Consider the following 15,670-nt stretch of genomic DNA (forward strand, 5'->3'; position numbering starts at 1 on the left):
GCCCCGGCGGGGCCGGGTACACCATTCGGACCGTCAGCATGCGCACCCGTAAGTCAGTTGGGAAACTGGGCAATGTGCACAGGCCTGGACAATTCCACCTGGGGTGTGAGGAGAATCGCATGGGGACTCCGGAGGCTCCGGTCTTCGAGGAATTCGATCCCGCGAGCGACTGCGACTGCCCCGGCTGTGCCGGGCGCGTCCCGCCGCGGTCCGGGGCGGCCCGCCACCCGGCCTCGCACCGGGTGCTCGCGGTGGCCGCGGTCGCCTCCGCCGCCCTCGGCGCCGGCCACGCGCTCCCGGCCGTCGCCGCCCCGCACGCCTCCCAGTACCCCGGCGCTCCCGCCGGCGACGAGCCCGAGACCCCGCAGGGCGCCACCTCCCCGCTGTACGGCCCGGCGGGCAGCCCGGCGGACCCGACCGAGCCCCAGACACCCGAGATCACCCGCGCGGAGATCATCGACCGGGCGAAGCGGTGGGCGGCGGCGCGCGTCCCCTACAGCATGACCGCCTACTGGCCCGACGGTTACCGGCAGGACTGCTCGGGCTTCATCTCGATGGCCTGGGGCCTTCCGGGCAACGAGTGGACCGGCAGCCTGCACCGCTACGCGGACCGCATCACGAAGGAGGAGCTCCAGCCAGGTGACATCCTGCTGTTCCACAACCCGGCCGACCCGCAGCGCGGCTCGCACGTCACCCTGTTCGGCGGCTGGACCGACTACACCCACAGCTACTACGTCGCCTACGAGGCGACGCCGCCGCGCGCCCGCAGACAGGTGACGCCGTACCCGTACTGGAGCCACGCCGACAAGTACCTCGCCTACCGTTACAAGGGCGTCGTCCCCGGCACGGGCACCGGCGGTTCCGAGCCGGAGCCCGAGCCCGAGGTGAGGTCGCCCTATCCGGGGCCGGGCTACTTCGGGACCGGCGCCAACAACGAGTACGTCACCCAGCTCGGCCGCATGCTCGTCCAGCGCGGAGCGGCCCGCTACTACACCTCCGGGCCCGGCCCGCGCTGGTCGGACTCCGACCGGCGGGCGACCCGGGCGTTCCAGCTGGCCCAGGGCTGGAAGGGCGCGGAGGCCGACGGACTGCCGGGGCCGCACACCTGGTCCCTGCTGACCGGCGGAAAGGGACGGGACATCACCGGCGGCGCGGCGGGTCCGCCCGCACCCTCCTCGCCGAGGGTCCCCCCGTTCCCGGGACGGGACGTGTTCCGGCCCGGCGCGAACAACGCCTACGTCACCCAGCTCGGACAGCGGCTCGTGAAGAAGGGGTTCGGCAGGTACTACACCACCGGGCCCGGCCCCCGCTGGAGCGCGGCCGACCGCCGCGCGGTCGAGGCCTTCCAGCGCGCCCAGGGCTGGCGCGGCAGTTCGGCGGACGGCTACCCGGGGCCGGAGACCTGGCGGCGGCTGTTCGCGTAGCGGGGACCCTCGGCTCTGCCCGGGCCGAGGGTCCCGGGACCACCCACTGTCATGACGCATCTGGCGCGGAGGCTGGAGGCACGCATGAGTACGACCACTTCTCCCACTCCCGAGTCCGGGCCGCCCGAGGGCGGCGGGCCCCGGCCGGGCCGGCTCATCCAGAACGAGGCAACCACCGAGATCCCCGTCCACCTCCTGTTCCGCGACGAACCCGACCCGGAGCCGGTGCCGCTCGGCCCGGCGGTGGTGGCGCGCCGCCAGGGCACGGGCGAACAGCCCCGGGTGCGCAGGCCCGTCGCGGCGCAGGTCCGCCCCGCGCCGCAGGTCGATCCCGAGCTGGCCGAACGGCCCGCCAGGGTGCTGCCCGGAGCCTTCGGCGTCCTCGCCGGGGCCTGCGGGGCGGCGGGCTGCGCGGCCACGTCCTGGTGGTCGGGCGCGCTGCCGCCGGCGGTGGTGGAGGCGCTCGGCCTGCCCGTGTCGGCGGCGGCCGGGCTCGGCCCCGCGCAGTGGGCGGCGTACGCCGGGGCCGGGGCGCTGGGGCTGTTCGGCGTGGGCGGGTTGGCCCGCGGGCGGACCGGGCGGGCGTGGGTGCTCGGGCTGTTCGGCCGCTACCGGGGGACCGTCCGGCGCACCGGTCTGATGTGGGTCAACCCGCTGCTGCTGCGCCGCCGGGTGGACGTCCGGCTGCGGCACTGGCGCAGCGAGGTCCTGCCCGCGGCCGACGCGAGCGGGGTCGCGGTGCGGGTGTCGGTGCTGGTGGTGTGGCGGGTGCGGGACACCGCGCGGGCGGTGCTCGGGGTGGAGGACCACGAGACGTATCTGCGCGAGTGCGTGGAGGCGGCGCTGGCCCGGGTGCCGGTGGAGATGCCCGGCGGGGCGGGCGGGTCGGTGGCGGCGACGGGGGAGGCGCTGACCCGGCTGGTCGTGGGGGAGGCGGCGCCGGTGGGGCTGGAGGTGTTCTCGGTGCAGCCGGTGCGGGTGGAGTATGCGCCGGAGGTCGCGGCGGCGATGCATCGTCGGCGGATCGCGGCGCTGGACGCGCGTCATCGTGCGAGTGTGCTGACCTCCGTTGTCGACTCGGTCGAGGACACGGTGACGCGGTTGACCATGCGGGGGCTGGTGGAGCTGGACGACTACGAACGCAAGGCCCTGGTGAAGGATCTGACGGTTGCGTTCTGTGCGGGGCGTGGTGAGCAGTAGCCCTGAGGGCGGTGAGGGGCCGGGGGCGCGTGGCGGGGGCGCGGGTGTGTGCTGTGGCATGTCGGGTGCGGGTTGTCCGTGGCCGGTCGCGCAGTTCCCCGCGCCCCTTAAAAGATCGCGCAGTTCCCCGCGCCCCTGAAAGATCGCGCAGTTCCCCGCGCCCCTGAAGGGCCGCGCCTCCCGCGCCCCTGAAGGGCCGCGCCTCCCGCGCCTCTGAAGGGCCGCGCCCCCCGCGCCAGGGCCGCGCGCCCCCGCGTCCCCGAAAGATCGCGCAGTTCCCCGCGCCCCCGAAGGGCCGCGCCCCCGCGCACCCGAGAGGTCGGGTTTGTGATTGGTATGGACATGTTCAACTAACCGGAATACTCTGCTACTTGGTCTAGACCTGCACGGCTCACTGAACTTCCCCACGTTCTCCAGGAGCGGCAGTATGCGCAAAAAGACCAAGTTGTACGCCGCCGCGGTGGGTCTGGCCACCACGGGAGCGATCGTGCTCTCCTCCGGCGGCGCCAGCGGTCACGGTTACACCGACCTCCCCATCAGTCGGCAGAAGCTCTGTCAGAACGGCACCGTCACCGGCTGCGGCCAGATCCAGTGGGAGCCGCAGAGCGTCGAGGGCCCGAAGGGCTTCCCGGCCTCGGGTCCCGCCGACGGGACGATCTGCAACGCGGGCCTGGGCCAGTTCGCCCCGCTCAGCTCGCCGCGCACACCGTCCGGCGGTGCCTGGCCGGCCACCAGGGTGACCGGCGGGCAGAGCTACACCTTCCGCTGGCAGTTCACCGCGATGCACGCCACCAGCGACTTCAAGTACTACGTGACCAAGCCGGGCTGGAACCAGAACCACAACCTGTCCCGGTCCGACCTCAACCTCACGCCGTTCCTGACCGTGCCCTACAACGGTCAGCGGCCTCCGTCCACGCTCTCGCACAGCGGCACGCTTCCGGCCGGGCTCAGCGGTCGGCACGTGATCCTGGCGGTCTGGACGGTCGCCGACACGACCAACGCGTTCTACGCGTGCTCGGACGTCACCTTCTGAGGGTGACTTGAGCAAATCCGCGACCCCCCGCGGGTACGTTCCCCCTGCGCCGGTACAACCGTGCCGGCGCAGGGGAGCGTGACACGACTTCGGGGGAAGCGTGATGGACGTACTTTTCTTCCTGGTTCCCAGCCTCATGATCGCCGTCGCCCTGTTCATGGGGTACCGCGTGGTGCGGCGCTGGCTCCAGCTCAGCGCGGCCTGGAACAGCGGCCTGACCGCCGAGGCCCGCTGTCTGCGCACGTACACGACCACGTACGGCGGCGGCGACACCTCCGTGCGCACGGCGATGCACCACGTCTACGAGTTCACCGCCCGCGACGGCCGCGTCGTCCGCTTCGAGGAGGAGGGTGGCCCGGGGACCGTCGTGGAGGGCGACTTCGTCACCGTGCGCTACGCGGAGGGCCCGCGGGTGGTGGCCACGGCGCTGCCCCCGAGGCACGGCAGGGCGGCGGCGGGCACCATGGGCACCCTGGTCTTCCTCGGCGTGTTCGTCGCGTTCTGCGTCGGCTTCATGGTCACCTACGCGACCGCCTTCCAGGGCTTTCCCGGCTGACGCGCTCACGCCGGGCACGAGGAAGGGCCCCTCGCTCTCGCGAGAGGCCCTTCGTCCGTGCGCCGCCAGGGACTCGAACCCCGGACCCGCTGATTAAGAGTCAGCTGCTCTAACCAACTGAGCTAGCGGCGCATGACCCTCGCCCTCCGCTTCTCGCGGCCGGCGACGAAGAAAATACTACCCGGTCCCGGGGGATGCTCCCGACCACCTGCCCCGGGACCGTTCCCGCACCTCAGATGGCCAGTGACAGCAGCACCGGGGCCGCGTTCCGGTTGAGGGTATCGGCGGCCTGGCGCAGCCGGTGCGCGTGCTCCACCGGCAGGGACAGCGCGAGGCAGCCGACCGCGGAGCCCGCGGTGATCGGCACGGCCGCGCAGACCGTACCGACCGCGTACTCCTGGAGGTCCAGCACCGGCACGGTCGGCGGCTGGGCCTCCAGGCGCGAGAGCAGCAGCTTGTCGCTGGTGATCGTGCGCGAGGTGAGGCGGGCCATCTTGTGGCGGGCGAGATGGTCGCGCCTGCCGTCGTGGTCGAGCTGGCCCAGCAGGCTCTTGCCGACCGCGGTGGCGTGCGCCGACTGGCGGAAGTCCACCCACTCGTTCACCGCGGGTGTGGCCGGCCCGTCGGCGTACTGGGTGACCTTCACCTCGCCGTCGACGTACCGGCTGATGTAGACGGCGGCGCCCACGGAGTCCCGCAGCCGGTTCAGGGTCCGCTGGAGCTGGTCGCGCAGGGCCTCCTCGTGCCGGTGTGCCGAGCTCAGCCGGGCGAGGGCGTCGCCGGTGACGTACGCCCCGTCGGCGGTCTGCTCGACGTAGCCCTCGCGACGCAGCATCCGCAGGAGCGTGGTCAGTCGCTCCCGCCCGATCCCGGTCTCGCGGGCGAGTTCGGCGTCGGTGACGCCGGTGCTGTGCCGTGCCACGGTCTCCAGGACGCGCAGGGCGCCCTGTGCCGAGTGGTACGGCGCGGTCGGCTCGTGCTTCAGCGCCACGGTTCCCCCTGCGGTCGCTTTTCCTGGCCGTGATCCGGGTGTCGGATCCACTCAACGATAACCGTCAAACGGCCGATGTGGAGCGGTTGTTGGCGAGAAACGAGCCCCTCAACTGGGACACCGGCACCCTGGCATATGCCGAAGTCATGCCCCATTGTCGAGACCTGGAGTGTCCGGCCGTTCACACCCTGTCGTCACAGGACCGCGCCGAGAAATTCCCGGGTCCGCTCCTGCTCGGGCTCGTTGAAGATCTTCTCCGGCGGACCGGACTCCACGATCCGGCCCGCGTCGAACATCAGGACCTCGTCGGAGACGTCCCGGGCGAAGTTCATCTCGTGGGTCACGCACAGCAGGGTGATGTCGGTGCTGCGGGCGACGTCCCGCAGGACGTCCAGGACGCCCGCGACCAGCTCGGGGTCCAGCGCCGAGGTCACCTCGTCGAGCAGCAGCACCTTGGGCCGCATCGCCAGCGCCCGCGCTATCGCCACCCGCTGCTGCTGGCCGCCGGACAGCCGGGCCGGCTTCGCGTCGCACTTGTCGGCGAGCCCGACCATGTCCAGCAGCTCCCGCGCCCGCTCCTCGGCCTCCTCGCGCGACTGGCCGAGCACGGTGACCGGGGCCTCGGTGATGTTGCGCAGCACGGTCATGTGCGGGAACAGGTTGAACTGCTGGAACACCATGCCGATGTTCCGCCGCACCTCGCGGCGCTCTCTCTCGGAGGCCGGGAACAGCTGCCGCCCGTCGACCGCGATCGTGCCCGAATCGGGCTCGGTGAGGGTCATCAGCATCCGCAGGATCGTGGTCTTGCCGGACCCGGACGGCCCGATCAGGGTGACGTGGTCGCCGGCCCTCACCTTCAGGTCCAGGCCGTCCAGGACGGTCTGGCCGCCGAACTTCTTCGTGACATTGCTGATCTCAACGGACAAGGCGTCGCTCCAGGGTGCGCAGAAGTACGGAGGCGAGATAGGAGACGAGGACGAAGGCCACGCCGATCACGGTCAGCGGCTCGGTGAAGCGGAACTCCTGCTGCGAGAACAGCCGCGCCCGGCCCAGCATGTCCAGCACGGTGATCGTCATCAGCAGCGGTGTGTCCTTGAGCATCGCGATGACGTAGTTGCCGAGCGCGGGGACCACCCGCCGCACGGCCTGCGGCAGGATCACCGCGGTCCAGGTGCGGCGGCGCGGCAGGCTCAGCGCGGTCGCCGCCTCCCACTGCCCCGGGGGCACCGCGTCGATGCCGGCGCCGTAGACCTGCATCGTGTACGTCGAGTAGTGCAGGCCGATCGCGAGGACGCCGGTGGTCAGCGCCGAGAACGCGAGGCCCCACTCGGGCAGCACGTAGAAGAGGAAGAAGAGCTGCACCAGCAGCGGGGTGTTGCGGACGAACTCCGTGACCGCCCCCACCGGCCAGCGCACCCACCGGGTCGGCGTACGCATCAGCAGCGCCCACACCAGTCCGAGCGCGAACGACACCAGCGACCCGAGCGCCAGCGCCTGCAGGGTGACCAGGAGCCCGTCCCAGAAGTGCGGCATGAAGTCCCGTACGGCGTTCCAGTCCCAGTTCATCGGGCCACCCCTGCCTTCAGCCGGTTCTCCAGGCCCTTCATCAGCCGCGTGAGCACGAAGGCGATCGCGAAGTAGATCAGGAGGATGTACGCGTAGATCTCCGAGCTCTCCTGGAGCGCGAGCCGCACCAGGTTGCCGCTGAAGGCGAGGTCGCCCATGCCCATCACGGACACCAGCGCGGTGCCCTTGAGCAGCTCGATCAGCAGGTTGCAGAACGGCGGCACCATCTCGGGGACCGCCTGCGGCAGCAGCACCAGCCGCATCCGCTGCCAGGGCGTGAAGCTCAGCGCGATGCCGCCCTCGTTCTGCGCCGGGTCCACCGCGTTCAGCGCCCCGCGCACGATCTCCGAGCCGTACGCCCCGTAGGTCAGGCCCAGCGCGAGCGTGCCCGCCCACAGCGGCACCAGCTGCCAGCCGAAGGCGACCGGCAGCACGAAGAACACCCAGAAGATCATCACCAGCGCGGAGGTGCCGCGGAAGACCTCGGTGTAGAAGCCCGCGAGGAAGCGGACGAACCACCGGCGGTGCACCCGGGCGACCCCGACGACGAAGGACACCGCGGCGGCCAGCAGCGCGCTGAGCACGAGCAGCTGGAGCGTGGTCCAGGCCCCTTCGAGCACGAGTTCCCACAGTCCCGCGGTCATGGGCGGCACAGCTCCTTCGCGGTCAGGTCGGTCATCTCGGCCTCGGTGAACCCGAACGGGCGCAGCACGCGCAGCAGTTCACCGCTGCGCTTCAGCTTCCGCAGCTCGGCGTTGAAGGCGTCCCGCAGCCGTGTCTCGTCCCGCCGGAAGGCGAACGCGCCGCCGTCCACATGGGGTTCGCCGTCCACGAGAGGCGCGAACGGCTTCGTCGCCTCGGCCTTGGCGGACTTCTTCACCACCTCCCGGGCCGTGATCGCCGTGCCCGCGAACACGTCGACCCGCCCCGCCTCCACGGCGTTCAGCCCGGCGACCTGGTCGGGGACGATGAGGATGTCGCTCTCCTCGTATCCCGCCCCGACCGCGTAGTCGATCTCCGCGTACCCGGTGCCGGTGGCGAAGCGGGCCTTCTTCTCGACGACGTCCCGGTAGTCGCGCAGGCCCATCGGGTTGCCCTTGCGCACGATGAACGCGTCGAGCATCTGGTAGTCGGGATCGGCGAAGAGGACCTGCTCGCAGCGCTCGGGGTTGACGTACATCCCGGCCGCGACGACGTCGAATTGCTGCGAGTTGAGTCCGGGTATGAGCGAGCCGAACTCGGTGGGCACGGGCTGCACCTCGGGCACGCCCAGCCGTTGGAAGACGACCTTCGCCAACTCCGGTGCCTCGCCGGTGAGACGGCCGTCGGTGTCGATGTACCCGAACGGGATCTCCCCGGCTATCCCCAGCCGCACCACCCCCTGGGCCCTCAGCCGGGCCAGCAGGTCACCGCCCCGCACCCCGGACGCGGTGGCCACCCTCGAACATCCCGCGACCCCCAGCGCACCGGCCGCCGCCACCCCCGCGAGCAGCGACCGACGAGATCTTGACGTGCTGTGTGATCGAACCATGGCGGCGCGGCTACCCGGGGCCGCCCCGGTTATGCCCCCGGAACCCGGGGCACGGGGCGGCGGATTCGTGACCGCTCGGTGTGCGAACCGTGGAGGGAGACTGGGAGCGGGACCGGGAGGGCGGTGTCGCCCGACCGGGTGAGCGTGGTGAGGGCACCCCCTCCACGGGGTACCCGTCCGCCGGGCCCGTACCGCCCCACGACGGCAGGAAGGCACAGGACATGACCGCACTCGGAATCCTCCACCCGGGTCACTCGGCCGACGACGACTATCCGCGTCTGGAGCAGCTGCTGGGCAGCGACATCAGGGTGGACGTCGTCCGTGCGGACATCGACGACCCCGAGCCGCTCGCCCGGGCCGTGGAGCAGCTGCGGCTGGCCGGGGCGGAGGCGGTGGTGTGGGCCGGCACCCGGGAGAGCTTCACCCCGGGGTGGACCGGCGCCCAGGGCCGGGTCCGCGCCCTCGCCATGACCGCGGGGCTGCCCGCCTCCTCGACCTCCCTCGGGTTCGTCCACGCAGCGGCGGAGGTGGCCGCCCGCCGCGTCGCCGTGGCCGCCCCCTACACCGGCACCGAGGCGGCCGAATTCGCCGGCTTCCTGCGGGCGGGCGGGCTGGAGGTGACCGCCGTGCACGCCGAGACCGCCACCGGCTGGGACGAGGCCCGTCTGCTCGCCCTCACCCGTGCCGCCGACACCCCGGACGCCGAGGCCGTGCTCGTCCCCGGCACCTCCCTGCGCACGGTCGCCCACCTCCCGGCCCTGGAGGACGCCCTGGGCAAGCCGGTCCTCACCGCCCACCAGGTGACCGTCTGGGAGGCGCTGCGGCTGACGGACCGCAGGGTGAACGCCCCGAGGCTGGGCGCGCTGTTCACCCGGGAGCCGATCGTCCAGGTCTGAGCCGCGCGCACGGCCCCGGAGGTGGTCGGGCGGCGGGAGGCGGTTCGGCTCTCGGAGGTGGTCGGGCGGCCGGAGGCGGTTCGGTCCCCGGAGGTGGTCGGGCGGCCGGATGTGGTCCGTGGGCCGGATGGGTCCGGCGTCCGGAGGCGGTCCGGCGGCGGGAGGCGGTCCGGTCCCCGGAGGCGGTTCGGCCCTCGGAGGTGGTCGGGCGGCCGGAGGCGGTGTCGGCCCCCGGAGGCGGTCCGCGGGCCGGACGGGTCCTGGCGGCCGGAAATAAAACGGGGACAGTCTCCTGTTAACGCCCGAAGGACCAGGCGAGCAGCACACAGGAGGCACCCGTGACGGCAGACGAGATCCGCGGAACGATCCACGGAACGGCCCCCGTCCCCCTGTCCGTACTGGACCTGGTCACCGTCGGCGCGGGCCGGACCGCCACCGACGCCCTGCGCACGAGCGTGCGGCTCGCCGGGCTCGCGGAGTCCCGCGGCTTCCACCGCTACTGGGTGGCCGAGCACCACTCCATGCCCGGTGTGGCCTCGTCCTCCCCGGCCGTGATCCTCGCCCACCTCGCCGCACACACCGACCGCATCCGGCTCGGCTCGGGCGGTGTGATGCTGCCCAACCACGCCCCGCTGGTCATCGCCGAGCAGTTCGGCACGCTGGAGGCGATGGCCCCCGGCCGGATCGACCTCGGCCTCGGCCGCGCGCCCGGCACGGACGGCGCCACCGCGGCCGCGCTGCGCCGCTCCGACACCCTGGACGAGGCCGCCGACGCCTTCCCCCAGCAGCTCGCCGAGCTGATCCGCTTCCTGGACGACGACTTCCCCGACGGCCACCCCTACCGCCGTGTCCACGCCGTTCCCGGCCCGGTCCAGGCGACCTCGCCGGGCGGGGTGCAGTCCGCGCACCGCCCGCCGGTCTGGCTGCTGGGCTCCTCCGGCTTCAGCGCCCGGCTCGCCGGGGTGCTCGGGCTGCCGTTCGCCTTCGCCCATCACTTCTCGGCGCGGAACACCGTCCCGGCGCTCGACCTGTACCGGGAGTCGTTCGAGCCGTCCGCCGTGCTCGCCGAGCCCTACGCCCTGATCGGCGTCTCCGCGCTCGCCGCGGACGAGGAGCGCGAGGCCCGCCGCCAGGTCAGGGCGGCCGCGCTCGGCATGATCCGGCTGCGCACGGGCCGGCCGGGCCTGGTGCCCACCCCGGAGGAGGCCGAGGCGTACGACTTCAGCCCGCTGGAGCGGGAGTTCATGGACTCCTGGAACGCCAACGTCGTCCACGGCACGGCCGACGAGGTGCGGGCGGGCCTGGACGAACTCCACAAGCGCACCGGCGCCGACGAGCTGATGCTCACCGCCAACGCCCACAGCGGCGAGATCCGGCTGCGCTCCTACGAACTGATCGCCGACGCGTACGGCCTGCCGAAGCCGGTCGCGTAGCGCGGGCCGGTCCGCGCGCGGGAGGCCCGTGGCGGGGGCCCGCCGGGAGGCCGCTGGCCCCCGCCTCGACACCGGGAGGCCGGTGCCCCCGGCCGGCCTCCGCCCGCGTGGGAGGCCGGTGCCTCCGGTCGGCCTCAGCCCGCGTAGGACGCCGGTGCCCGCAGCCCGGAGATGCGGTCCGGGGCCACCGGCCGGGAGTACAGCCAGCCCTGCCCCGTGTCGCACCCGATCCGCCGCAGCCGTTCCGCCTGCGCGGATGTCTCCACGCACTCCGCCGTGACGGTCAGCCCGAGCCGGTGGGCGAGCTGGATCATGGCCTCCACGACGACCTCGTCGGCCGGGTTCGGCGGCGCGCCCTCGCCCTCGTACTGGAAGCCGCGCACGAACGAGCCGTCGAGCTTCAGCACGTCGACCGGCAGCCGGGAGAGATAGGCGAGGTTGGAGTAGCCGGTGCCGAAGTCGTCGATGGCGATCCGGACGCCCATGGCGCTGAGCGCCTGGAGCACCTGGAGGGGCCGGCCCGCGGAGCCCATCACCGCCGACTCGGTCAGTTCGAGCTGGAGCAGCCCCGGATCGAGGCCCGTCTCGCCGAGCACACGGTCGACGTCGGCCACCAGGTCGGAGTCCCACACCTGCCGTACGGCGACGTTCACGCTGACGAACAGGGGTTCCTGGCCGGGGTGTTCGAGCTGCCAGCGGCGCGCCTGACGGCAGGCGGTGGCCAGCACCCAGCGGCCGAGCGGGACGATCGCGCCGTCCTCCTCGGCCAGTCCGATGAACCGATTCGGCGTCAGCGTGCCGAACTGCGGGTGGTCCCAGCGCACCAGGGCCTCCACCCCGCGCAGCCGGCCGTCCGCCATGCCGACCAGGGGCTGGTACTCCAGCCGGAACTCGCCGCGTTCGATGCCGGGCCGCAGGGTGGAGGCGAGGGCCTGACGGGTCATGCGGTGCGCGTTGCGCTCGGGGTCGAACAGGGTCCAGCGGTCCTTGCCGTCGGCCTTCGCCCAGTACAGCGTGGTGTCGGCGGCCTGCATCAGCCCGGTCGCGGTGGTGTCGGCGGCGAGACGCTCGACCACGCCGACGGACGCGGTGACCGACAGCCGCCGGCCGGACAGGTCGAAGGGCGCGCGCAGCGCCAGGAGCACCGACTCGGCGAGGTCGGCCACCTGGTCGGTGCCGGTGGAGTCCTCGACCAGCAGGGCGAACTCGTCGCCCCCGAGCCGGGCCACCAGCGGCGCGCTGGCGCGGGCGTAACCGGCCTCGTCGGCGCAGCGGTTGAGCCGTTCGGCCACGGCCGCCAGCAGCCGGTCACCGACGCGGTGGCCGAGGGTGTCGTTGATCGCCTTGAACCCGTCGAGGTCCAGGTAGCACAGCCCGATCCGGCCGGTGCTGCCGCGCTCCTCCGGCACGGCCTCCAGCGCGGCGGTCAGCCGCTCGAAGAACAGGGTGCGGTTGGGCAGCCGGGTCACCGGGTCGTGCATCTGCAAGTGCCTTAGCCGTGCCTGGAGTTCGCGGCGGGCGCTGATGTCGGCGACGGACACCAGCACGCCCTCGGTGTGCTCGTCGAGCGGGGACACCGTGACCTGCACCCAGACGGCGTGCCCGTCCGGGTGTTTGATCCGGCGGGTGCAGCGCAGCCGGGCGCGGCGCCCGCGCAGGACCTCGCGATAGGCGTGCCAGGTACGGCCGTCGGAGGCGAGGTCGACCAGTTCGGCCGCGACCTGTCCGGCGACCGGTCGTTCGGCGGTGCCGAACAGATGGGTGAAGCTGTCGTTGGCGGTCGAGACCAGTCCTTCCCGGTCGACGACGGCCATCGCCAGGGGGGCCGAGGCGAAGGCGGACCGAAAGGAGTCCGGAGCCTCGGTACCGGTACGACGAGACGCTTGGAAATCACTCTCTGTGACGGCCGGCCCGATGAGGTCTGCCGCGGGTGTCGGCCCTTCGGGCGTTCCGCTCACCGCTCGCTCCCGCAGTGCACTCGATCTGCTGGGTCTCTGCTCGATCTCTGTCCGGGCAGGAAGTGTCAGGAAAGTGTGCCGATCATAGAGGCTGCCCCTTGACCCTTCCAGCCGTTCTCCAGTGTCCCCCGTGTACCGGCGCGCGACCCGTCTTTCTGGTGGATCGTTTCTGCCCCCGGCTGGGACGGTTTCTTCGGCTGTCGACCGATTGTGACGGACCGTGAGCGGTTCGGGGGTGTCGCGCGCGTGGCGGCGTGGCCGGGGGCCTCAGGCGTCCCATCTCTCACTCGTCCGGTGCAGGCAAACAGGGCATATGACGTGAAAGTCGCACAGGCTGGGTTGCGGTGTCCCTCCCTCACCGCCTCCAGGGCGTGGGGGCACCTTCACCGCATCCGGAGGTCCCTGTGCCGCGTCCGCTCCCGCGCCCCCGACTGCGCAAGCCCGCGGCCGTCCTCACCACCATGTCGGCGCTCGCCGCCACCTCCTTCATCGGCGCGCCCTCGGTCGCCGAGTCCTTCTCGGCCGCGCCCTGCGCCCTGGAACGCACCGACGCCCACCACTCCGAGGGCGTCTCGACCTGGAACGCCGCGTATCCGAAGCCCACCCGCTCGCTGGACGCGGTGCTGGTCTTCCTGTCCTTCCCGGACGCCGAGCCGCTCACCACGCCCCAGGAGCTGACCGCCGATCACTTCCCGGCCACCAGCGACTTCTTCCAGCGGGCCTCCTACGGCAGGTTCACCCTGCGCCCGCACGCGCTGCGGCAGTGGATCACCATGCCCCGCGCCTCCACGGCGTACGCCATACGTCGTGACTGGAACGCCGCCCACCGTGCCGCCTACCTGCGCGACGCGCTCGCGGCGGCCGACCGCGAGGTGGACTTCTCGGCGTACGACGTCGTGTACTTCGTCGCCGATCCGGACGCGCCCGGCGTGGATTCCGACGCCACGAAGGTCGTCAATCTGGACGTCCCGCTGCGGGCGGACGGCACGGACATCCGGCGGTTCGTCACGGTGTTCGAGAAGCATCCGCCGGACCGGCTGGTGCTGGCCCATGAGACCGGGCATGTGTTCGACCTGCCGGATCTGTACCACCGGCCCGTGGACGGCGCCGGCGACTGGGACACCCATGTGGGTGACTGGGACCTGATGGGCAGCCAGTTCGGGCTCGCCCCGGACCTCTTCGCCTGGCACAAGTGGAAGCTGGGCTGGCTGGAGCCGCGCCAGGTGACCTGTGTGCGCGGCACCGGGCCGGTCCGGCTGACGCTGGAGCCGCTCGGGGCCGGGCCCGGGGTGCCGGTGACCGGGGCCGCCGGGGCGCCCTCGTTCGGGCTCGGCCGCGGCACCAAGCTCGCGGTGGTGCGCACCGGCGCCGACAGCGCGCTCGCCTTCGAGGCGCGCGGGTCCGTCGGCAACGACGCCGCCGCCTGCCGCAGCGGGGTGCTGGTCTACCGGGTGAACAGCTCGGCCGTGTCCGGCGGCGGCCCGGTCGAGGTGATCGACGCCCACCCCGACACCGATGCCTGCTGGGAGACCTCCGTGTACCCGCCGCTCGCGGACGCCCCCGTCGACGTCGGGGAGACCTTCACGGTGCCGGGTGACGGCGTGCGCGTCGAGGTGGAGGGACGGACCCCGGCGGGTGCCTGGACGGTGCGGATCGTCCCCGCCTGACCTGTGGGCCGCGGCGCGGCCACGAGGCGGAAGAACGACGAGAGCCCCCGGAAAACCGGGGGCTCTCGTCAAGGTCAGCGACCTTTTAGCTGTGCGCCGCCAGGGACTCGAACCCCGGACCCGCTGATTAAGAGTCAGCTGCTCTAACCAACTGAGCTAGCGGCGCCTGCTGACGTCGTAGACCTTAGCATCCTGATCGGCGGGAGGAAAAATCGATATCCGCACCGCCTCGCGTGCCGCCCGCACGGCCGCCCAGATCAGCACCTCCGGGCCCGGTAACCAGGGCTGACGCGTGTCCGGGCCGACCAGCCAGCGGGACCCCAGGGGCAGCCGGGAACGGGGGTCCGCGACGGGCGCGGGGACGGTCACGGCGTCGCCGGTGCCGTGGCACAGCAGGGGCGGCACGGCCGCCGTACGCCCGCCGTCCCGGGAGCCGAACTCCTCCCACTCCAGCAGCGACGGCAGCCGCTGTGCCGTGCCGGGCGCGGCGAACAGCAGGGTGCGGCCGCGGAACACCGCCACCGGGCCGGAGCCCGGCCCGTCCCCCCACAGCCGGTCCAGCATCCGGCGGCCGAACACCGCCGGGGCGCTCACCACGTCGAACACGGAGCCGCAGGGCAGCACCACGGGGGCGTCGGGATGCTCCCGCCAGAGCGCGAGCGTGCTGCGCGGATACGTTCCTGCCGAGGCGAGCCAGGCGGCTCCGTCCGGGGTGAGTCCCGCGCTGCCACGGCCCTCGTCGAACAGGCCGTAGGTCGGTTCGTGCCGAAAGCTGCTCATGCCGGACAGATGTACCGGGCGGGAGCGTGCCGCCTCGCGGGGTTGGGGGAAACCGGGACAGCGGCGGGTGCGGAGGAGTATCTTGCCCGCCCACCTGGCATATGCCGGGCGGGCGTGATGCTCAGACCGGGTCGGCGTGGCCGCTGCCGTTCTCGCCGCGCAGCAGGCCGCGGCCGAACTCGACCATCTTCTTGGCATAGTCCTCGGTCCACTCGGCCCGCTCCGCGATGTCCGCGTGCGTCAGCCGGTCGAACCGCCGCGGGTCGGCGAGCTGAGCCGCCGCGACCGCCTGGAACTCCATCGCCCGGTCGGCCGCCGCGCGGAAGGCCTGCGTCAGCTCCGTCGCCCGCGCCAGCAGCGCCCGCGGGTCGTCGATCGACTCCAGGTCGAAGAAGTGCTCCGGGTCCCCGGCGGCCTCGGCGGGTTCGAAGAGCAGGGGCGCGGGGCGTAGCCGCGGTTCGTTCGGGCGCGGCGTGGGCTCCGCCATGTCGTGTCCTCCTCGTACGTTTCCGGACGGCCCGCCCGGGGCGGACCACCCTCCATTGTCGCGCGGCCGCGCAAGAGGGCCTCGGGCGTCGGCGGGACGGGTGGGCCGCTCGGGGTGTTGTGCCGGTCGGTGCTGGTCAGGGACGCCA

At 72.7% G+C, this 15,670-nt stretch carries 15 protein-coding genes and 2 tRNA genes; 7 read left to right on the top strand and 10 right to left on the bottom strand.

The window, feature by feature from the left end; genetic code table 11:
• Positions 1-119 precede the first annotated feature (119 nt).
• From ACFYR0_RS16330 to ACFYR0_RS16345, 4 genes are all read left to right on the top strand, one after another.
• On the top strand, positions 120-1,424 hold the full coding sequence (locus ACFYR0_RS16330; RefSeq protein WP_389327453.1) for a peptidoglycan-binding protein: 1,305 nt from the start codon (positions 120-122) through the stop codon (positions 1,422-1,424).
• An 84-nt stretch (positions 1,425-1,508) separates the two neighbouring features.
• Positions 1,509-2,624 carry an SPFH domain-containing protein gene (locus ACFYR0_RS16335; RefSeq protein WP_389327456.1) on the top strand — a complete coding sequence of 372 codons (1,116 nt, stop codon included), beginning with the start codon at positions 1,509-1,511 and terminating at the stop codon, positions 2,622-2,624.
• A 427-nt stretch (positions 2,625-3,051) separates the two neighbouring features.
• A complete protein-coding gene (locus tag ACFYR0_RS16340) occupies positions 3,052-3,657 on the top strand; it encodes a lytic polysaccharide monooxygenase (protein ID WP_389327459.1) in 606 nt (201 codons plus the stop codon).
• A gap of 103 nt (positions 3,658-3,760) precedes the next feature.
• The gene (locus tag ACFYR0_RS16345) at positions 3,761-4,213 is read left to right on the top strand and encodes a hypothetical protein (protein ID WP_389327462.1); all 453 of its coding nucleotides are present in this window, start codon (positions 3,761-3,763) and stop codon (positions 4,211-4,213) included.
• A 58-nt stretch (positions 4,214-4,271) separates the two neighbouring features.
• Here ACFYR0_RS16345 and ACFYR0_RS16350 read toward each other — a convergent pair.
• The 6 genes from ACFYR0_RS16350 to ehuB all read right to left on the bottom strand — a co-directional run bounded on the left by ACFYR0_RS16350 (position 4,272) and on the right by ehuB (position 8,301).
• Positions 4,272-4,345: transfer RNA gene (locus ACFYR0_RS16350), tRNA-Lys, on the bottom strand.
• 100 nt (positions 4,346-4,445) lie between these two features.
• On the bottom strand, positions 4,446-5,204 hold the full coding sequence (locus ACFYR0_RS16355; protein ID WP_389327465.1) for an IclR family transcriptional regulator: 759 nt from the start codon (positions 5,202-5,204) through the stop codon (positions 4,446-4,448).
• Positions 5,205-5,398: 194 nt separating this feature from the next.
• Entirely contained in the window at positions 5,399-6,130 is a 732-nt protein-coding gene (gene ehuA, locus ACFYR0_RS16360; RefSeq protein ID WP_389327468.1) for an ectoine/hydroxyectoine ABC transporter ATP-binding protein EhuA, read from the bottom strand.
• Complete coding sequence (ehuD, locus tag ACFYR0_RS16365) at positions 6,120-6,770, bottom strand: ectoine/hydroxyectoine ABC transporter permease subunit EhuD (RefSeq protein ID WP_386379670.1); 651 nt, start codon at positions 6,768-6,770, stop codon at positions 6,120-6,122. The genes ehuA and ehuD overlap by 11 nt, the downstream gene beginning before the upstream one ends.
• Positions 6,767-7,414 carry an ectoine/hydroxyectoine ABC transporter permease subunit EhuC gene (ehuC, locus tag ACFYR0_RS16370; RefSeq protein WP_389327471.1) on the bottom strand — a complete coding sequence of 216 codons (648 nt, stop codon included), beginning with the start codon at positions 7,412-7,414 and terminating at the stop codon, positions 6,767-6,769. The genes ehuD and ehuC overlap by 4 nt, the downstream gene beginning before the upstream one ends.
• Positions 7,411-8,301 carry an ectoine/hydroxyectoine ABC transporter substrate-binding protein EhuB gene (gene ehuB / locus ACFYR0_RS16375; protein ID WP_389327474.1) on the bottom strand — a complete coding sequence of 297 codons (891 nt, stop codon included), beginning with the start codon at positions 8,299-8,301 and terminating at the stop codon, positions 7,411-7,413. Before ehuB ends, ehuC begins: the two co-directional genes overlap by 4 nt.
• 221 nt (positions 8,302-8,522) lie before the next feature.
• Between ehuB and ACFYR0_RS16380 the strand changes: the two genes are divergently transcribed.
• Both ACFYR0_RS16380 and ACFYR0_RS16385 read left to right on the top strand, forming a co-directional pair.
• Positions 8,523-9,197 (top strand): decarboxylase, encoded by a 675-nt coding sequence (locus tag ACFYR0_RS16380; RefSeq protein WP_389327477.1) that lies wholly within the window; start codon positions 8,523-8,525, stop codon positions 9,195-9,197.
• 338 nt (positions 9,198-9,535) lie between these two features.
• Positions 9,536-10,630, top strand: coding sequence for an LLM class flavin-dependent oxidoreductase (locus ACFYR0_RS16385; protein ID WP_389327480.1), 1,095 nt, complete (start codon positions 9,536-9,538; stop codon positions 10,628-10,630).
• A 134-nt stretch (positions 10,631-10,764) separates the two neighbouring features.
• Here the strand turns inward: ACFYR0_RS16385 and ACFYR0_RS16390 are convergent, their stop codons facing one another.
• On the bottom strand, positions 10,765-12,588 hold the full coding sequence (locus ACFYR0_RS16390) for a putative bifunctional diguanylate cyclase/phosphodiesterase (RefSeq protein WP_389327483.1): 1,824 nt from the start codon (positions 12,586-12,588) through the stop codon (positions 10,765-10,767).
• Between the two features lie 404 nt (positions 12,589-12,992).
• On the opposite strand from ACFYR0_RS16390, the gene ACFYR0_RS16395 reads away from it, so the two are divergent.
• Entirely contained in the window at positions 12,993-14,255 is a 1,263-nt protein-coding gene (locus tag ACFYR0_RS16395; protein WP_389327486.1) for a M6 family metalloprotease domain-containing protein, read from the top strand.
• Between the two features lie 92 nt (positions 14,256-14,347).
• Here ACFYR0_RS16395 and ACFYR0_RS16400 read toward each other — a convergent pair.
• From ACFYR0_RS16400 to ACFYR0_RS16410, 3 genes are all read right to left on the bottom strand, one after another.
• Positions 14,348-14,421: transfer RNA gene (locus ACFYR0_RS16400), tRNA-Lys, on the bottom strand.
• Positions 14,412-15,035: a bifunctional DNA primase/polymerase gene (locus ACFYR0_RS16405; protein WP_389327490.1), complete on the bottom strand. Its 624-nt coding sequence runs from the start codon at positions 15,033-15,035 to the stop codon at positions 14,412-14,414. Before ACFYR0_RS16405 ends, ACFYR0_RS16400 begins: the two co-directional genes overlap by 10 nt.
• Before the next feature lie 121 nt (positions 15,036-15,156).
• Positions 15,157-15,522 carry a hypothetical protein gene (locus ACFYR0_RS16410; protein WP_389327493.1) on the bottom strand — a complete coding sequence of 122 codons (366 nt, stop codon included), beginning with the start codon at positions 15,520-15,522 and terminating at the stop codon, positions 15,157-15,159.
• Between the last annotated feature and the right edge of the window lie 148 nt (positions 15,523-15,670).

Origin of the sequence: Streptomyces sp. NPDC005017, assembly GCF_042873115.1 — a bacterium.
Classification (GTDB): Bacteria; Actinomycetota; Actinomycetes; order Streptomycetales; family Streptomycetaceae; genus Streptomyces.